Genomic DNA, 17,550 nt, shown 5'->3' on the forward strand with positions numbered 1-17,550 from the left:
CGATTAAATCTTATTGTGTTGCATACTCCACTCTTCAGCAGCGAATAACTCAGGATCATTTTCTAGAATGCCTTGCCGGTCAGAAAATAATGTTCCGGCCTGTTGGGTACGATGAAAAAGTGTTCTCATAAAATGGGCTGTACGAAAATCACTGTTGTTGATGTTCGCATAAGAGAAATCCGCATAAGGCATATTACAGCCTGTAAACTGAGTATTCTCTGCATGAACTTTGTGCATTATTGCCATTGATAGTTGGCTGTGCCGGAAATCGGCAGATTCGAGACATGCACTGACAAAAATGGCTTGTTTAAATACACTGTTTTTGCAACAGGCCCGGGTTAAATTAGCTTCGATAAATAATGCTTGAGTTGCGTTGACATTTGATATTAAGGCATCTTGTAAAAAGGCACCTTTGAAATTGCAATTAGTTAATACTGCGTGGCTGAAATTGACTTTTTCAAGCTGGCTATTGGTGAATTGGCACATTTTAAATTGTTGTTTGTGATAATTCTGGCCACGGAGATCACATTCAAAAAAAACCACCCGGGTAAATTCGCTGGCAGAAAAATCAGCTTTCCGTAAGTCCTGCCGAAAAAAAGTAACCAGAAAAAAGTGGTTGTCACGAAATTTGATTCGATCCATGGGGGTATCAATAAATGTGACGCGTTCAAAATGACTGTGGCTGAAATCCGCATATTGCAGTGAGCTAGATAAGAACTGGGTATTATTCTGTTTTGTCGCGGAAAATTGTGTTTTATTTAAAACAGACTGATTGAATATGTTGTCTGTTAATGTGCTTTTGTTAAAGATTGTGTGAGCGAGATTACATTTCTCAAAAACACTTTTTTCAAGCGTAGCTGCATTGAAAACAGCCTCTTCTATTTGACATTCGGTAAAAACGGTTTCTTTTATGAGAGCCTGAGAAAAATCGGCACTTGATAAATTGACTTCTTTAAAAATTCCTCCGGATAAATCACGTCCGGTTAGTGATATGTTCTGTAAACTGATTTTTTCAATAATCTCACCCTGTTTTATTTTATCTACTAACTCATCAGCTGTGAGTGAACTCATATCACTTCCTTATCACGTTTGGGGAAGGTTTTGGTTCGATTAATGTAAGCATTGGTGATTGAGGTTGAATCATCAATAATCGATTGGGACATATCTGTGCGGAATAAGTTGGCTTCCTGCAATTCTGCGTTGTTGAAACTGCATTTTTGCATAAGTGCGCCTGCCAGATTGGCATGATTCAGTAAGGCACCCCGAAAATCGGTTCTGGTAAAGATACTGTTTGTTGCGTTCAAATACTGCATATCGGATGACTGACAGTTGGACTCACTAAGGTCACTGTTATTCAGGGTTGCTGCGTAGAAATTTGAATTGATCAGTGGCATCTGACGCAAATTACATTCTGTCAATGTGGCATGGCTGAAATCTGTCTGATTAACCTCACTGCTCATAGCAAATGCGCAGGTCAATAGTTTAGCTGAACGAAACCGGTTCCCGTTTGCTTTTGTTTCTACCCATGAACAGCTTTCTAATTCCGCGTTATCAAAAATCGCTTGCTCTAGATTACATTTGATAAATGAAATTTTATCCAGATTTGCATGATGGAAATTGAGTGCAGGAAGTTCAAGTTCCATAAACGTACACTCTTTCCATTGTGAATATGAGAAGTCGCAATGTGTAATAAAGATCGGTTGCAAGAATAGGCCTGTGAATATGGCATGATTAAAGCAACAGCGATCAAACCGTGTTTCCTGTAATTGGGTTTTATTGAAACTTGCAGCAGAAAAATCACTTTGCTCACATTTAGCCAGTGTCAGACTGGCTGAATCCAATTTGGCTCCCCGCAGTGAAGCATGGCAGATCTCTGTTCTGGCCAACATAGCTTCACTGAAATTGGCTTCATCCAGTTGGCAATGATTTAAACAGGCGTTTTCCAATAATGTTTGAGAAAAGTTGGCTCCCCGCAGATCCAGATCGGATAAATCCGCGCCGGTAAAATCCATGCCACTGAAATTCCCCCCTTGCTGCATGATATTCTGTACTCGTTTCCGAATAATCTGTGAAAGATTGCCGGTTAAACGTAGGGCTGGAGATTGTGATTGTACTGACGAGAGGTACATTGTGTGTATTGATTGTTCTATTTGAGCCAGAGCTTTATCACTGAGTTCCATTCTATTTTGCTGCTGGCGCAACATATCCCGCATTCGATGAAGAGTTTCCGGCCCTCGAGCCTGAGATTCTTGGGTCAATGTTTCGGTGTCTATGCCTTGTTCTTTAGCTTTGGCAATCATTTCTGTCCGTTTCAATTCAGCTTTAGCATGCTTCTGGGCAATATCCTGTTCGATTTTCTCCACAAACTCCGGTAACTCATCCAGTTTAGTCAGCTTGGAATGAGTGGTTTGCTCTGTTTCAACGGGAAGCAGTGTATTGATATCTTTACCATATTCAGCCAATCGCTCTTGTTGCTGCTCACGCAGGCGTTTTTCCCGATTTTGGAAAATTTTCTGCAACGGAGAGTCAATTTGTGGAAGCTCTGTATCCAACCATGAACCAATTGCTTCTTCAGGAATGAGATCCTTTTCCCGAAAAGAGTATAAGGCACCTTTTTCTTTATCCATCCGTTGTTCAAGAACCTGTAGATAATGATTCTCCGAACGGGGCTTATCGCTCAATTCCAGTGCCGATATCATTTGCAAGACATCTTTGGCATCATCTTCATTAACTTGTATGGTTCCATGCCAAATTAAAATCATTTGTTCTAAATGGGGAAAGAACCACACTGTTGTATTGCGCATGACGACTTCTTCAACAATTTCTTCGTCAAGGCGCAGTCGTTTGATAAAACACCGTGCTTTCCATGATGGCAAACGACCTTCCTGTACAGGTTTTTCCGGGTGCATGTTCCAAATCCGCCATGCTGCTTGTTCCGGCAGGGTAGTATTTTCTTCCCACCATTGATCTTCTGGTGCTGCATTGAATAACCGCCAATCAATATCATGAGAAAAGCCAGGGAATTGGTTTTCTAACCACGCTTTGTCGTACTTTTTTCCTATGCGGGTAAAACGATTCGGCCAGATAAAATCCAGGGGACAAAAACTTGCCGGAGCAGGTATTTCCTGTTGTGACAATAAATGCTGTTTTGATTTCAATCGATTGTGCATCATTTCGATATTGGGCAGTCGATGAATTTTCATCCCATCTTCCAGAACTTCTGGCTCGAAACCGATACCGTTTGGATTATCAGTATAGTTTTTACCACCAAAAGACCGATCCCAATCCAAGCGCATTTGTTCAAAAGGTTGGGGTTTTGAAGGAATATCATCAACCCAATAACGGTCACCAAAAGCAACTAAGTTTTTTTCTAACTTCTCTATCTGAATACGCGCAGTACACGCAGTTTTATCTGTCTGATGGTGAGTGTAGACATATCCTGTTGCCAGAAATTCAGCACAGGGTTTAGGTATAGCGAGATCAATAATGCCGTTACAGGTTTTCAACTCATTTTCCGCCAGTTGCCAAAGTTCTGCTTCTGGACGCAAGCGTGGAGTGGAACTCATATCGACCAGCGCCATAGCAGAAATCCCAAGATGATTTTTTTGTAACCAACGATAGGGTCGATAAAGCATGCTCAAACGCAAGGGCTTAATAATTTTCATTGAAATCCTGAGATAAATATTTTTTAACTGATGATATGTAAAGCGCTGTTTAAAATATTGGTGTTTGATTTCTTTATTGATACATCTGAATTGTTTAATGACATCGTTGCTTTATCTATTTTTGTATTTGCTTTACTGATAGACGTATTAGAATCGTTAACATCAAACACTATTGATGATAAGTTCGTTCCTGTTATATTGGTATTATGTCCTGTCTGGGTGGTTGATGTTCCGGTAATAAATATGTTGGTTGCTATGAAGGAAATAGATAAAACTTTAGCTGACCAAAAAGTTTGAGGGCAATCTATTACTACGTTTGTGTCGCTTTTTATTGTAATAAGATTAGGGCTTGAAATCGTTGTAACTCCTGTAATATTTTGTACCCAATTCCCATCAATTTTTGCATTCAGATTTCCATTAAGTTTATAAGTGTCTCCACCATCTATTTCTGTTTTTCGCCCATTCTGGATGGTTTCTTGCTGGCCACCTTTGATGGTTAATGTATCTTTTTCTTCAATAGTTGTTTCATGGGTTTTTTTATAAATAAAGCTGGCACTATCTTGCACAGTGTCTTTTTGTTGTTTTTTTATCTCAGTTGTGCGATTGCCATCAATTGTGACGTTTTTATCATTTTCCACTGAGATATTCATATCCCGTTCGGCATGCAAATCAAATAACTCTTTGTTTGGTTCATCATCTAAAAACAGATAGTTTGCCTGCTCATGTTTACCCCCTTTTGTATTTGACATAATACCGACACGGGTTTCATATTTAGGCAGTTCCCAGGGAGGCATATTCTCATTATTGTAAGTACTGCCGATGACTAAAGGTTTGTCAGGATCACCATTGACGAAACTGACAACGACTTCTTCACCTACACGGGGAACATATATGCTGCCATACCGCCAGCCGGCCCAATGGCTGGCAACACGTACCCAGCAAGAGCTGGTATCATCTTGTTTGTCGTCTTTATCCCAACGAAATTTCACTTTTATTCTGCCATATTTATCAGTCCATATTTTCTTATTCTTGGGACCGGTAACGACAGCAGTTTCAAGGCCGTTTGCTTTTGGCCAGGGGGTAATAGCCAAAGGTTTCCAGTGAGTGTTAGCAGGAATAGCGTTAAAATCGACAACAATGTTGTCTTCAAGAGTCCCTGATTTTTTCTTAGAAAAATCCGGGGAGGACATGTCGGAGGATTCATAAAAATCGTAGTGCGCAGCTGTAATTAAATAGTCATTGTGGTTATCACCCTTAATTCCATTAGGCAGTGATAGTGTAAAAGTATGGCCCGGAGCTATTCCCACGATACTTCCTTTTCCATCAATCAGTTCACTTTGTGCTTCGTGAGCCTGTTGGCGTACACGGGCGTAAAATTGACCTTGAGCATGTTCTGTATAGTGTCCCGGCCAAATAAATATTTCGGTATTATCAATAGAACTGGCAGGTGTTTGGATGGCTGTATATAATTTAGCGCGTGGTTTGCGAAAATTATAGTCATCTATACTATAAGTGTTCGGGATGGTGACACTACAGACGTCCCATTCATAGATATATCCCTGAAAATGCTTATCTAATGAATTATTATATTCCAGTTTATTATATCCGGGCATAGGCTCATGTGATTGGGGTGAATCCACCAAAACCATGGTATGGCTTCCCATATCATGTTTAAAATAGTAATAAATCCCTTCATGCTCCATCAGGCGATGAATAAAATCGAAGTCAGTTTCATTATGTTTAACGCAATATTCCCATGTGCGATATTTTTCAATGAGTTGATTTTTGAAGAGAACTCCTGATTTATTTAATAATGCTGAAATAATATCTGGCACTGTTTTATTTTGCCAAATTCCATAACCAACTTTTTTTTTCAATTCCGATAACTTAGGTCTGATTGTGGTAGTGTATAAATAAAATCCGCTGTCATTTTTATAAAACGGTGAATAAACTATTTTTTCTATATAACCGCTTAAATATCTTGTTGGTAATGATTTGTTTTTTATTTCTAAAGTCAGTACTGTATTACGCAGAGAAATTGGGTTATCTAATCTTTTTTCACTCAATAATTGAACTTCGAATTCATAGGCTTCTGATAATCTTTCAATTCCTTTAAGCGACTTGAAAGACAGGGATTTTTCAGATACTGCGGCGTGGACGATGAAGTTTCTCTTCATAATATTTCCCTTGCGCTTATTTAAGCTACCGTGTAGTCCTTGCAAACTAAGAAATTCACAGGAATTGGAGATAAAGCTACCGCATATTTCTTGCAAACCAAGAAATTCACAGGAATTAAAGATATAGCTACCGCATATTTCTTGGATACCAAGAAACTCACAAAAATTAAAGGTAAAATCACTGTATATTCCTTGCAGAACAAGAAATTTATATAAATTGGGGATAACATACAGAGTGATTAGTTTCCCAATAATATTGATTTAAGCATAAAGCTTGCTATTTTCAATTAATGAATGCTGTTTTGTTTAATTTACATATAACATTGGTTTGTTGTTTTTTCTAAAAATGCAATTATATATTTGTTAAATAAGGATTTTAATGTAAGGAATCTATACTGTGGTCAGAAACGTGTTTTCAATAACGGTTCTCTCTGGTTTTTTAGGATGATAATGTAATCAATTAACTTGTTGATTATTAAATACATTGAATTTTGATGAGGCCTTTTGCTTTCATTTATCTATTATAGGTTGGATTCTGTTTAATATAGTATATTGATTTAATTATCGTGTTAGTAATTTATCATATTTATTTTCTATTTTAGATTGTGAATTTAATGGTTTGATTTGATATTTATGATTATTGTATGAGCCTTGATATTGAGGTAAAAATAGCTTCTGATACTGAATGTAAATTGAATCTATACTCAAAGGATTTAGAAATATAGTCAGCAAGGTGTAGTCAGCAAAGATGCAATTTGAAAGACGACAGTATATAAATAATTTTCTAAGATAGTGCTGTGCCTTAACATACGTTACATGACGTATAACAATGAGTTGAAGAAAACCACTCGTCGCCAATTGTCGTTGTAATTTCATGTAATCTGTATAATTCATTTTTTTAAATTATTATTCTAACCAATCCACGTCAGTAAAGAATATTATTCTTTAAAATATTTATTTTTTGGTTTTTATTGCAATTATTAATTGTGAATATAATGTCTATTATTCGCCGTCATAATCACTTTAATAGTAGGGTTTAAGTGGGTTAACAGTATTTAATTTTTCTTTAATTTGTTGATTTTAATTGAATTTAATGTATTCCTCCATTTTTTAAAATAAAATAGGTGTTTGTGTTTTGTGATGAAAATGTGATTCAAGTCCTAAATATTGACTAATTGTGTTACAGGCTATTATTCTGTATTGGATTTTTATATTCAGCATATTATGCTTGCGGATATTTTTCACCGATATGGATAGGGGGCAGAATGAAGGTCCTTATTTTAGGCAGTGGTGTTATTGGTGTAACTAGCGCATGGTATCTTGCACAGGAAGGGCACGAAGTTATCGTAATTGATCGCCAGAATAGTGCTGCTGAAGAAACCAGTGCCGGTAATGCTGGTCAAATCTCTCCGGGTTATGCAACACCTTGGGGGGCACCGGGTATTCCGCTGAAAGCAATAAAGTGGATGTTCCAGCGCCATGCACCTCTGGCTATTCGTCCAGATGGTTCGCTGTTTCAAATCCGCTGGATGTGGCAGATGCTGCGCAATTGTGATGCAAGCCACTATGCCATGAATAAAAGCAGAATGGTTCGATTGGCAGAATATAGTCGGGATTGCATGAAACAATTAAGGACAGATACGGGGATTGAATACGAGGGTCGCCAGGGAGGAACCCTGCAACTATTCAGGACAGCCAAGCAGTTTGATAATGCTGCCAATGATATTGAAGTGCTGGAGCAGGAAGGTGTTCCTTACCGGTTATTGACTGCTGAGCAGTTGGCGACAGTGGAACCGGCTCTTGCTCATGTCTCCCATAAATTGACTGGCGGGTTACAACTCCCGAATGATGAAACGGGTGATTGCCAGATTTTTACCAAGGAACTGGCAAAAATGGCAGAAAATATCGGTGTGAAGTTTATATTCAACAAGCAGGTTGAGCAGATTTTAGTGGATGGAGACAAGATCACAGGTATCCAATGTAATGGTGGTGTCATGACTGCGGATAGTTATGTGGTAGCGATGGGCGCTTATTCGACAAATATCTTGAAAGATTACGTCAACATTCCGGTTTATCCAATGAAAGGTTATTCATTGACCATGCCAATTGCCGATGAGTCAAGAGCACCTGCTTCAACTGTGCTGGATGAAACTTACAAGATTGCGATTACCCGTTTTGATAACCGAATTCGTGTTGGTGGTATGGCTGAAGTGGTCGGCTTTAACCTGAATGTTCCTCAGAACCGCTGTGAAACACTGAAAATGGTTGTGCAAGATCTTTACCACAGTGGTGGCAATATTACCGAGGCTTCGTTCTGGACAGGCTTACGCCCTATGACGCCAGATGGGACTCCTATTGTTGGCCCGACCAAATATCCGAATCTCTATTTAAATACGGGTCATGGAACACTGGGCTGGACAATGGCTTGTGGTTCAGGAAAGTTGTTGTCGGATTTAATTTCTGGCAAAAAAACGGATATTGCGGCAGATGATCTTTCTGTATTCAGATATATCGATGGATTCAATATAAAAGTGCTTCCAATGAAGCCTTATTTACATACTGCGTAAACTAAGAAGAGGTCGTCATGCCACGTCCTATTTTGGCAACGATCCATCTCAATGCGCTCCGCCATAATTTGGCTGTTATTCGCCAAAAAACCGGTAAGAGTAAAGTCTGGTCGGTGGTAAAGGCGAACGCATATGGGCATGGATTGGACAGAGTATGGCAATCACTCATGCAGACAGATGGGTTTGCACTGCTCGACATGAATGAAGCTATTTATTTAAGGGAACAGGGATGGCAGGGACCAATCCTCCTATTGGAAGGGTTTTTCAAATCAAGCGATTTGCAGATCCTTAATCAGCATTGCCTGACAACCGCAGTACATAGCCATTGGCAGCTTGAGGTGATAGAAAAAGTCAAATTGGACAGGCCCATTGATATCTATCTAAAGCTTAATAGCGGAATGAATCGGTTGGGATTCACTCCCGAAGAATATCCACAGGTAGTTTCAATGGCGAAAGGGATTAAAAATATCAATTCAGTGACTTTAATGACCCATTTTTCCAATTCGGATAATGAAATCGGTGTTAAAGAACAATTAGCGGTTATTGAACGTTTGCAGATGAATTCTCTTTCTCATTGTCTGGCAAACTCTGGTGCTGTTTTGTGGCATCCTGAGACGCATGGGGATTGGATCCGACCGGGCATTGTCCTTTATGGTGCTTCTCCCAGCGGAAAGTGGCGTGATATTGCGAATGTAGGGTTGAAAGCAGCCATGACATTACAAAGTGAAATTATTGCAGTTCACGAGCTTCCCAGCGGGAACAAAATTGGTTATGGCAGCCGTTATATGACTCAGCAGACCATGCGCGTAGGTACAGTAGCATGTGGTTATGCAGACGGATATCCACGGCATGCCCCGACAGGTACTCCCGTTATGGTTGATGGCGTTCGTACTCAGTTATTGGGTGCTATATCAATGGATATGCTGACAGTGGATTTGACCCCATGTCCACAGGCAGACATAGGCAGCATTGTCGAGCTGTGGGGGGAAAACTTACCAGTGGATGAAGTTGCAGAATCCTCAGGAACCATAGGTTATGAACTCTTATGTGCATTAGCAAGGCGTGTCCCTGTTATCGTTGATTGACAGCCTTCTTATGAGTTTTTTCAGGCATTTCTCTTGATTGTTTTTAGGATAAGTGCCTGTCTTATCTACACCTAATGGGTATCAAGATGCAGCGCTTATGTCTTGGGAGGAGATATCCAGAAGCATAGACAACCAAAATTCAGGTTAGCCAGCATCAGCGATTTTTCGGCAGCGGATAACAACAGAAAGTCTGTCAGGGTTGCCATTCTTAGGTAGTAATGGGCTATTGATGCGTGCAGTTTCAATGCAAGCCATATTCTTATAACCTTCTTTACTCATGTCTTTCATGCTACTGGAAAGAGCAGCTCCGGGGTTCCAGCACACCACATCGCTATGATGATAATGATGAATTTCAATCGTTCTTTTCCACTGTGGATCTCTGAGCAGACTAAAATCTTCTGGCTCTGTATAAATCAGATCAGTTCGTCCTTTGAAAAATAAATCTTCATGAACATATTGCTCTTTATCTGCGACGGTATCAATAAAATGACCACCAAGCCCACTGACCCGGATTTGGCTGATATCGCTGATATTGAAGTAAGAGTGAAGGGCACAGGTTGCTTGATATTCACCATGAGACTCTAACTCTATTTCACAGGTTTCCCCTAATTTAAAGCGAGCAATCAGTGTGAATTCATGTGGCCATAATTGATGGGTATAGGCGCTATCCTGTAGTGTGAATGTTAAAATAACTCCATTATTATTTTCATTATGTGCTTTGAGTTCCCAGGGCAATAGCCGTGCAAACCCGTGACTGGGGGCAGCAGACGGTCCAAACCAGGGCCAGCAGATGGGAATACCGCCACGAATGGCGCTTCCGGCACTGAAAGCAGTTTTATCGCTTACCCATAATACCGGTTTTTCACCGCTAGGTTGCCATGTGATGAGGTGCGCACCCTGAATACTGATAGCGCCACGAGCTTTGGGATGGGAAACGACAATCAATGGAAAACCATCAATATTCCGTTGGCTGATATAAGGGGATATCTGCTCTACAACCGGTAATGAGAAAATTTTATCGTGCATCTGTCATGACCTTATGTAAATCTGAATTGGTAGTTGAACCAAGGTTCAAGAATAGCTCAATCTTTTGAAAATATAAATTTTGTAGAGATAAACATAAAAGCCATCTGTTCACAGATGGCTTTTGAACGTGGACCATCCCTTAAAATCTATTGGGTATAAAACTCAATTAATTAGAGATATGAGCGATCAGATCCAGAACTTTGTTAGAGTAACCTGTTTCGTTGTCATACCAAGAAACCAGTTTGACAAAGTTGTCGTTCAGGGCAATACCTGCTTTTGCATCAAATACAGAAGTCAGTTTTTCGCCGTTGAAATCAGTGGAAACAACATCATCTTCAGTGTAACCCAGGATACCTTTCAGCTCGCCTTCTGCCGCTTCTTTGATTACGTCACAGATTTGTGCGTAAGTTGCAGGTTTTTCGAGACGTACAGTCAGGTCAACAACAGAAACGTTAGGAGTAGGAACACGGAAAGACATACCAGTCAGTTTGCCGTTCAGTTCTGGAATAACTTTACCTACTGCTTTTGCTGCACCAGTAGAAGATGGGATGATGTTTTGTGCTGCACCACGACCACCACGCCAGTCTTTAGCGGAAGGACCGTCAACGGTTTTCTGAGTAGCAGTTGTTGCATGAACAGTAGTCATCAGACCTTCGATGATGCCGAATTTGTCATTGATAACTTTAGCCAGTGGAGCAAGGCAGTTAGTAGTACAGGATGCGTTGGAAACGATTTCCTGACCTGCATAGGCGTTATGGTTTACACCCATGACAAACATTGGTGTGTCGTCTTTGGATGGGCCGGTCAGAACCACTTTTTTCGCGCCCGCAGCAATGTGTTTACGTGCAGTTTCGTCGGTCAGGAAGATACCAGTTGCTTCAGCAACTACATCAACACCCACTTCGTTCCACTTCAGGTTAGCTGGATCTCTTTCAGATGTAACGCGGATGGTTTTGCCGTTAACAACCAGCTGACCGTCTTTAACTTCAACAGAACCGTTAAAGCGGCCGTGGGTTGAATCGTATTTCAGCATGTAAGCCATGTACTCTGCATCCAACAGATCGTTGATAGCAACGATTTCAATATCTGAACGCTCTTGTGCAGCACGGAAAACAATACGGCCAATACGACCAAAACCGTTAATACCTACTTTGATAGTCATAGTATTCCACCAGCTATTTTTTAGTGAATTAAAAGTTGTTTCTAAAGTTACCAAAATCTTGCCAGCCGTCAAGCGGAATCGTGTCAACAATTGAAAAAGATCAATCATAATCACTGCCTGAACGCTTGCTGTGCAGTCGTGACAAGCTTTACGCGCACTATTATCGGGGTATAGGGATATATTTAAAGTTACCATAGATTAGATATGTGAGAGTTATCACAATTAGTAAACTAAATTGCTGTGTTGAATGGGTTAGAATGCATTTTGACATCATGATGTTACTTTTTTGTTGTTTTTGATGATTTTTTTATTGAAAATATTGGTCTTCAAAGGTGGTCATTATGGCTAAAAGTCAAAATATTTCTCTTTCCATAGAAAAACTTAATGCAATGCAGCGCCATGTTACTCAGGAAGCAGGCACTGAGCCGCCATTTTCAGGAAAACTACTGCACAACAAAAAAAGTGGTACTTACCATTGCCTGTGTTGCCGTCAAGCCTTATTCGTTTCTGATACTAAATTTGATTCTGGTTGCGGGTGGCCGAGTTTTTACCAGTCGATTAATGATGAATCCATCACTTATCTTGATGATTATTCTCATAATATGCATCGAATAGAGGTGCGTTGCAGCTATTGTCAGGCTCATTTGGGGCATGTTTTTCCTGATGGGCCTAAACCAACGGGAGAACGCTTTTGCATTAATTCAGCATCATTGCGTTTTGTTGATGAAGAAACTGGTGATGAAACAGCAGGTTAATGTTATTACTGAAGAGAATTGGCTTATATGAAATGCTGACTTTAACAGTTAAGTGTAAATACTCATAAAGAAACGATTCAGCTTGACGTCAATTTATAGCTTATACCAATAGATTTTGAGTTGCAGCGCAGCGGTAAGAATGCAAATTCAACACAGCGGCAACTTGAAGGAAGGCAGGTATATATCAATTTGTAAAAGTATTAATCAATAACAATATTAATGTGTAATAGTGTCAGTTTGTAGTAGTGTGAATAGTACATGCATTACCGTTTCGTATTACAAATGTTTCAGCGCAAATATAGCCGTTAAGGAAATATCGATGAAGTTGGATGATTTACTCTCTGCTATGACGCCGGAAATTTATCAGCGATTAGTTCAGGCTGTTGAATTAGGAAAATGGCAGGATGGTGTACCACTTACGCCAGAACAGAAAGAACACAGTTTACAGGTAGTGATGCTTTGGCAAGCTAAACATAATCATGATCCTGAACATATGACGATTGGCACAAATGGTGAAATTACCATAAAAAGCAAACAAGAGTTAAAAGCAACGTTCCAATCTGAAATGGTTGCTAAATTAAAACCTCAGGCAGAAGATTGAATTAAACTGTAATGAAAGCCTCTCCCTGGCAGAAATGGGGATAGATAATGTCTAGAGCCTAATAGGATAGGCTCTTGGCTTGTTTATAAAAGCGTTATTACTTCACTTTGTGAGATTAATTTAGCGCCTTTTGCGGCCATATCTTCGAGTGCGTGCTTGCTGTCATCGGCATGAATATTGACACCACGGCAACCATCGACAATCACATAGGTTTCATAGCCCAGTATTAAAGCATCAAGCACAGTAAATTTGATACAGTAATCGGTGGCGATGCCCAATACAAATAGACGCTGTATATTCTGTTCCTTTAACCACCCATGTAAACGGGTTTTGCTTTTATGATCATTATCAAAGAAGGCACTGTAGCTGTCTATCTGAGGATTCTCACCTTTTCGGAAAACTTCTTGGATCGCGGATTGATTTAATGTGGGGTGGAATTCTGCGCCAAATTGCCCTTGTACACAATGAATAGGCCACCACACTTGAGGAATGCCATTGAGTTCGCCCAATTCACCGATTTTCTGCCCGGAATTTGCCGCGAAACTCATATGGCCGGCTGGATGCCAGTCCTGACTTGCGATGATAGCGATGTTTTCCTGATTAGTGTCTCTCTGACATAGCGCAATGATTTCATTTGCAACCTTAATGACAGTGTCACTCTCCTTGACTGCCAGTGCTCCTCCGGTACAGAAGTCATTTTGTAGATCGATAAGCAATAATGCTGTTTTCATCATATCTCTCGATTTACCTAATTTATTATTCATCGGAATAGCTCAATTCCCCACGCAGATTTTGTTGCATCAGGTGGCGTATTTTTTCAGGTGTATAGGGTTGACTCAATAAATAGTGCAGTTTAGTTAAGGCTGCTTCAAAAGTCATATCATAACCACTGATGATACCCGATGTCGCCAAAAAGTGACCAGTAGCATAACCTTCCATATTGACCCGACCAGAAATACATTGTGTCAGATTTACGACGATGATCCCTCGTTCGGTTGCTTCTTTCAATGTTTTCAGCAACGCAGAACACTGGGGCGCATTGCCAACACCATATGATCGTAAAATTAATGCTTTGACGGGCTGCATAAGGATATTTTCAACAACCTGATTGGATAATCCAGGATAAATGGTCACAACACCAATTGGTTGGGACGTGATTGGTTTTACAACAAATTCGCTGTGGTTGGTTGGTATGGGGGTTGTTTTGAAGGTGCGGATATTGATTCCTGCTTCCATCAGTGGTGAGTAATTAGGGGATGAGAAAGCATCAAAACCGTCCGCGTGAGCTTTGATCGTTCTGTTACCACGAAACAATTTATTGTTGAAAAAAAGACTGACTTCATTGATAGGATAATTGGCTGCAAGATAGAGCGCATTAAGTAGATTGGTCTGCCCATCAGAACGCAGAGCTTCCAGAGGAATTTGTGACCCTGTCACAATGACCGGTTTATTCAGATTTTCAAACATAAAAGAGAGTGCTGAAGCAGTGAAAGCCATGGTATCTGTGCCATGCAGGATAACAAAACCATCATAATCGTGATAATTCTGACAGATATCATCTGCGATGATACCCCAGTCATCAGGACTCATATCAGAAGAATCAATCAGGGTTTGATGCTCACGGATCGTAAATGTTGGCATTTCTGGGCGGTGAAATTCGGGCATTTTGGTGAGCTGTTGTTGCAAATGGCCAGAAACGGGAATGTACCCATTGGGGGAATGCTGCATCCCGATTGTGCCGCCAGTGTAAACAACATAGATGGATTTCTTCTGCATGATAATGCCTCGATAAACATATTTAACCGGATTGGATTATAGGGTGTGTGCAGAATAAAAAAAGCCTGATGGTGAGATCAGGCTTCATTTTTGGTAAAAACGTTGTCAGCTATTTTTAATGAATATCTGCGCAATTCAGGCAGAATATATAAATGTTTTGCGGATCATTCATATTCTTATAAAAAATAGCCTGCTTTTTCAAGCCTTGGGTCATTTTGGGAAGTGACACCGGAAGCGCGGATTGCAACATATTTGGCAGTAGAGCCTGCGTTGATGCAGTTAGTTCAAACATCATTTTTTCAGAGAACGATAATTCAGGCTGCATCCAGTCCAGTGAGACATTTTTTATGCCTGCTAATTCAGCGGCTTTTTTGACAGCATCATCAAAATCACCTAATTGATCGACTAAACCATGTTTTTTAGCATCAAGACCGCTCCAAACACGCCCTTGAGCAATACTATTGATTTCATCTACAGATTTATTGCGGGCTTTAGCAACCAGTTTAATAAACTTATTGTAGCCGTTCTCAGTAGACAGCTGTATTACGTCTGAGTAATCTGAATTCAATCCCTTGATTGAAGAAGAATCTGCCAGTGAAGAGGTTGAAATCCCGTCTGAGTTTACGCCAATATAATTCAGAGTTTTTTCAAAGGAATGGATAATACTAAAAACACCGATCGAACCCGTTAATGTGTTTGGATCAGCAATGATAGCGTTAGCAGGGGTCGAAATCCAGTAACCGCCAGATGCTGCCGCTCCGCCCATTGAAACAACAATAGGTTTTGTATTCTTACCATTATTTTCTTTATCGTCACGAATGGCGACAAGTTCGGCGCGGATAATTTCAGATGCGCTAATACTGCCGCCAGGGCTATTTACCCGTAATATAACCGCTTTTATGTCGGGGTTAAGGTGTGCTTCACGCAGCTGTTCTGTGATGGTATCGCTGCCCACAGTGCCAGATAGTTGTTTACCGTCTAAAATCGGGCCTTCCACAATGATGACGGCAATGTTGCCCTTGTTATTGCCTGGGTCTTGTATAGGGTTTTTGGCAATGTAGTCATTAATACTGATATAATTGAAATGTTTTTGTTCTTTATCCCAACCAAAGATATCCTTCATTTTCTTTTCAACTGCACCGCGCGGCTCAATATGGCTCACCAGTTTGTTTTGATATGCATACAGTGCAAAATCACCACCAGCTTTACGGAGTTTTTCAATAAAATTGGCGGTGCCAGGGAAAACTTGGTCGGCAGGAATATGTCTATTGACAGCAATGGTATTTAAGTAATTGTTCCAAGACTCGTAGACCCAAAGGCTGTCGGCTTCACGTGCTTCTTCTGACATATTATTCCGCAATACAGGTTCTACTGCTGATTTATAGGTGCCTACACGGAAAACATGTGTGGAAATTTTCAGCGAGTCTAACAATGACTTGTAGTATAAATGGTCGGTTGAAAAACCATGGATATCTACTATTCCTTGTGGGGACAAGTATATTTCATTCGCGAAGCTGGCTAAATAATATTGTGATTGTGAGTAACTATCATTGATTGCAAAAACAGGTTTACCTGTTGCTTTAAATTCGTTAATGGCCTTACCAATATATTTCATTGAAGGCCAGTCTGCTCCTGCGAACTCATTCAGCTTTAATACCATGCCGCTAATTTTAGGATCATCTTTGGCTCGGCGAATACTGTCAACAACGTCAAATAAAGAGGTTTCTTGAGGATTGCTGTTGTAAGAGCCAAAAATATCTTTGCCTAATTGTTCAAATGGATTGCGAGCGGATACGCGATCAAGAACAATCCCTGATAAATTGACATATAACGCCCCATGATAACTATTATCGCGTTTAGATTGTTGTTTATAAACGATTAAGCTAATAGCAACAATAACAATCAGCAGGATAAAAATAAGGTTAGAAATGAGTTGGCGAACAAAATTTAGCAGTTTCCAACACCATTTAAATAGCGCTGCTATAAAATTCCATAAAGTACGCATATTATCTCCAATGATGGGGTCAAATGAGGGTATCCTAATCAGCTCATTTGTAAATGTCAGCTGAAAATCATGTGAATGATGGAAAAAGTGGTTTCTGTGCTTTCATTCGTTAACAAATAAACAGAGAATGTTGAGCCGTGACAGATTATCTTATTCAGGAGAAGAAAATGAATGCTTTGGAACTTTTGTTGAATCGTCGTTCAGCTTCACGTTTAACGACACCAGCTCCAGAAGGCCATGAACTACAAAATATTTTGGCAGCAGGGATGAGAGCGCCCGATCATGGGGCATTGCGTCCTTGGCATTTTATCGTGATGTACGGAGAAGGCATTAATAAATTCAGCCAGTTACTTGAGAAAGCGGCAATTGAGGGTGAGTTAGGAGAAGAGGTAGAAGAAAAAGCGAAAAATGCACCTTACCGTGCACCTATGATTATCACAGTTATCGCCAAAGTGGTTGAACATGCAAAAGTACCTGCATGGGAACAAGTCGTTGCAGCAGGTTGTGCGGTTCATGCCATGCAGATGGCCGCGGTGGTTCAAGGGTTTAATGGTATATGGCGTTCAGGCTCATGGACGGAAGATCCAATCGTCAGAGCAGGTCTGGGATGTGAGGAAAATGATAAAATTGTAGGATTCCTCTATTTAGGAACGCCAAAACTTAAAGCACCTGCAAAAGTAGAAACGCCAGATTTGACGAACTTTGTCAGTTATTTTTAACTGGAGTGAGCA

The 17,550-nt window shown here is 40.2% G+C and carries 13 protein-coding genes; 5 read left to right on the top strand and 8 right to left on the bottom strand.

The annotated features are described in order from the left end of the window. Nucleotides 1–3 precede the first annotated feature (3 nt). Genes AC5JQI_RS09295 through AC5JQI_RS09305 form a run of 3 tightly spaced genes read right to left on the bottom strand, consistent with a single transcriptional unit; the run spans nucleotide 4 to nucleotide 5,842 of the window. The gene (locus AC5JQI_RS09295) at nucleotides 4–1,071 is read right to left on the bottom strand and encodes a pentapeptide repeat-containing protein (RefSeq protein WP_493914525.1); all 1,068 of its coding nucleotides are present in this window, start codon (nucleotides 1,069–1,071) and stop codon (nucleotides 4–6) included. Then, nucleotides 1,068–3,665, bottom strand: coding sequence for a DUF2169 family type VI secretion system accessory protein (locus AC5JQI_RS09300; protein ID WP_493914526.1), 2,598 nt, complete (start codon nucleotides 3,663–3,665; stop codon nucleotides 1,068–1,070). Before AC5JQI_RS09300 ends, AC5JQI_RS09295 begins: the two co-directional genes overlap by 4 nt. Nucleotides 3,666–3,688: 23 nt before the next feature. Beyond that, on the bottom strand, nucleotides 3,689–5,842 hold the full coding sequence (locus AC5JQI_RS09305) for a type VI secretion system Vgr family protein (protein WP_493914527.1): 2,154 nt from the start codon (nucleotides 5,840–5,842) through the stop codon (nucleotides 3,689–3,691). A 1,265-nt stretch (nucleotides 5,843–7,107) separates the two neighbouring features. Between AC5JQI_RS09305 and AC5JQI_RS09310 the strand changes: the two genes are divergently transcribed. Together AC5JQI_RS09310 and dadX are read left to right on the top strand one after the other, a co-directional pair. Then, nucleotides 7,108–8,409: a D-amino acid dehydrogenase gene (locus AC5JQI_RS09310; RefSeq protein WP_493914528.1), complete on the top strand. Its 1,302-nt coding sequence runs from the start codon at nucleotides 7,108–7,110 to the stop codon at nucleotides 8,407–8,409. A gap of 17 nt (nucleotides 8,410–8,426) precedes the next feature. Then, on the top strand, nucleotides 8,427–9,494 hold the full coding sequence (dadX, locus tag AC5JQI_RS09315) for a catabolic alanine racemase DadX (RefSeq protein ID WP_493914529.1): 1,068 nt from the start codon (nucleotides 8,427–8,429) through the stop codon (nucleotides 9,492–9,494). Nucleotides 9,495–9,638: 144 nt separating this feature from the next. Here the strand turns inward: dadX and AC5JQI_RS09320 are convergent, their stop codons facing one another. Further along, on the bottom strand, nucleotides 9,639–10,520 hold the full coding sequence (locus tag AC5JQI_RS09320) for a D-hexose-6-phosphate mutarotase (RefSeq protein WP_493914530.1): 882 nt from the start codon (nucleotides 10,518–10,520) through the stop codon (nucleotides 9,639–9,641). Nucleotides 10,521–10,686: 166 nt separating this feature from the next. Further along, the gene (gene gapA, locus AC5JQI_RS09325; protein WP_237386456.1) at nucleotides 10,687–11,682 is read right to left on the bottom strand and encodes a glyceraldehyde-3-phosphate dehydrogenase; all 996 of its coding nucleotides are present in this window, start codon (nucleotides 11,680–11,682) and stop codon (nucleotides 10,687–10,689) included. A gap of 341 nt (nucleotides 11,683–12,023) precedes the next feature. On the opposite strand from gapA, the gene msrB reads away from it, so the two are divergent. Together msrB and AC5JQI_RS09335 are read left to right on the top strand one after the other, a co-directional pair. Next, nucleotides 12,024–12,437, top strand: coding sequence for a peptide-methionine (R)-S-oxide reductase MsrB (gene msrB, locus AC5JQI_RS09330; protein WP_493914531.1), 414 nt, complete (start codon nucleotides 12,024–12,026; stop codon nucleotides 12,435–12,437). Nucleotides 12,438–12,756: 319 nt separating this feature from the next. Next, the gene (locus AC5JQI_RS09335; protein WP_493914532.1) at nucleotides 12,757–13,038 is read left to right on the top strand and encodes a YeaC family protein; all 282 of its coding nucleotides are present in this window, start codon (nucleotides 12,757–12,759) and stop codon (nucleotides 13,036–13,038) included. 83 nt (nucleotides 13,039–13,121) lie between these two features. Here AC5JQI_RS09335 and pncA read toward each other — a convergent pair whose 3' ends face one another. The 3 genes from pncA to sppA form a co-directional block, all read right to left on the bottom strand. Beyond that, nucleotides 13,122–13,769, bottom strand: coding sequence for a bifunctional nicotinamidase/pyrazinamidase (pncA, locus tag AC5JQI_RS09340; protein ID WP_493914651.1), 648 nt, complete (start codon nucleotides 13,767–13,769; stop codon nucleotides 13,122–13,124). A 25-nt stretch (nucleotides 13,770–13,794) separates the two neighbouring features. Then, entirely contained in the window at nucleotides 13,795–14,814 is a 1,020-nt protein-coding gene (gene ansA / locus AC5JQI_RS09345) for an asparaginase (protein ID WP_493914533.1), read from the bottom strand. A gap of 115 nt (nucleotides 14,815–14,929) precedes the next feature. Continuing rightward, complete coding sequence (gene sppA, locus AC5JQI_RS09350; protein ID WP_493914534.1) at nucleotides 14,930–16,819, bottom strand: signal peptide peptidase SppA; 1,890 nt, start codon at nucleotides 16,817–16,819, stop codon at nucleotides 14,930–14,932. A gap of 167 nt (nucleotides 16,820–16,986) precedes the next feature. Here sppA and AC5JQI_RS09355 point away from each other — a divergent pair, with 167 nt between their 5' ends. Beyond that, a complete protein-coding gene (locus AC5JQI_RS09355) occupies nucleotides 16,987–17,538 on the top strand; it encodes an NAD(P)H nitroreductase (protein WP_493914535.1) in 552 nt (183 codons plus the stop codon). Nucleotides 17,539–17,550 lie beyond the last annotated feature (12 nt).

The organism is Xenorhabdus sp. XBWT (assembly GCF_059072735.1).

Bases quoted from the DNA above. Each gene is read 5' to 3' on its own strand.
- AC5JQI_RS09295 (WP_493914525.1), bottom strand. From the start codon at position 1,071: ATGAGTTCACTCACAGCTGATGAGTTAGTAGATAAAATAAAACAGGGT.
- AC5JQI_RS09300 (WP_493914526.1), bottom strand. From the start codon at position 3,665: ATGAAAATTATTAAGCCCTTGCGTTTGAGCATGCTTTATCGACCCTAT.
- AC5JQI_RS09305 (WP_493914527.1), bottom strand. From the start codon at position 5,842: ATGAAGAGAAACTTCATCGTCCACGCCGCAGTATCTGAAAAATCCCTG.
- AC5JQI_RS09310 (WP_493914528.1), top strand. From the start codon at position 7,108: ATGAAGGTCCTTATTTTAGGCAGTGGTGTTATTGGTGTAACTAGCGCA.
- dadX (WP_493914529.1), top strand. From the start codon at position 8,427: ATGCCACGTCCTATTTTGGCAACGATCCATCTCAATGCGCTCCGCCAT.
- AC5JQI_RS09320 (WP_493914530.1), bottom strand. From the start codon at position 10,520: ATGCACGATAAAATTTTCTCATTACCGGTTGTAGAGCAGATATCCCCT.
- gapA (WP_237386456.1), bottom strand. From the start codon at position 11,682: ATGACTATCAAAGTAGGTATTAACGGTTTTGGTCGTATTGGCCGTATT.
- msrB (WP_493914531.1), top strand. From the start codon at position 12,024: ATGGCTAAAAGTCAAAATATTTCTCTTTCCATAGAAAAACTTAATGCA.
- AC5JQI_RS09335 (WP_493914532.1), top strand. From the start codon at position 12,757: ATGAAGTTGGATGATTTACTCTCTGCTATGACGCCGGAAATTTATCAG.
- pncA (WP_493914651.1), bottom strand. From the start codon at position 13,769: ATGAAAACAGCATTATTGCTTATCGATCTACAAAATGACTTCTGTACC.
- ansA (WP_493914533.1), bottom strand. From the start codon at position 14,814: ATGCAGAAGAAATCCATCTATGTTGTTTACACTGGCGGCACAATCGGG.
- sppA (WP_493914534.1), bottom strand. From the start codon at position 16,819: ATGCGTACTTTATGGAATTTTATAGCAGCGCTATTTAAATGGTGTTGG.
- AC5JQI_RS09355 (WP_493914535.1), top strand. From the start codon at position 16,987: ATGAATGCTTTGGAACTTTTGTTGAATCGTCGTTCAGCTTCACGTTTA.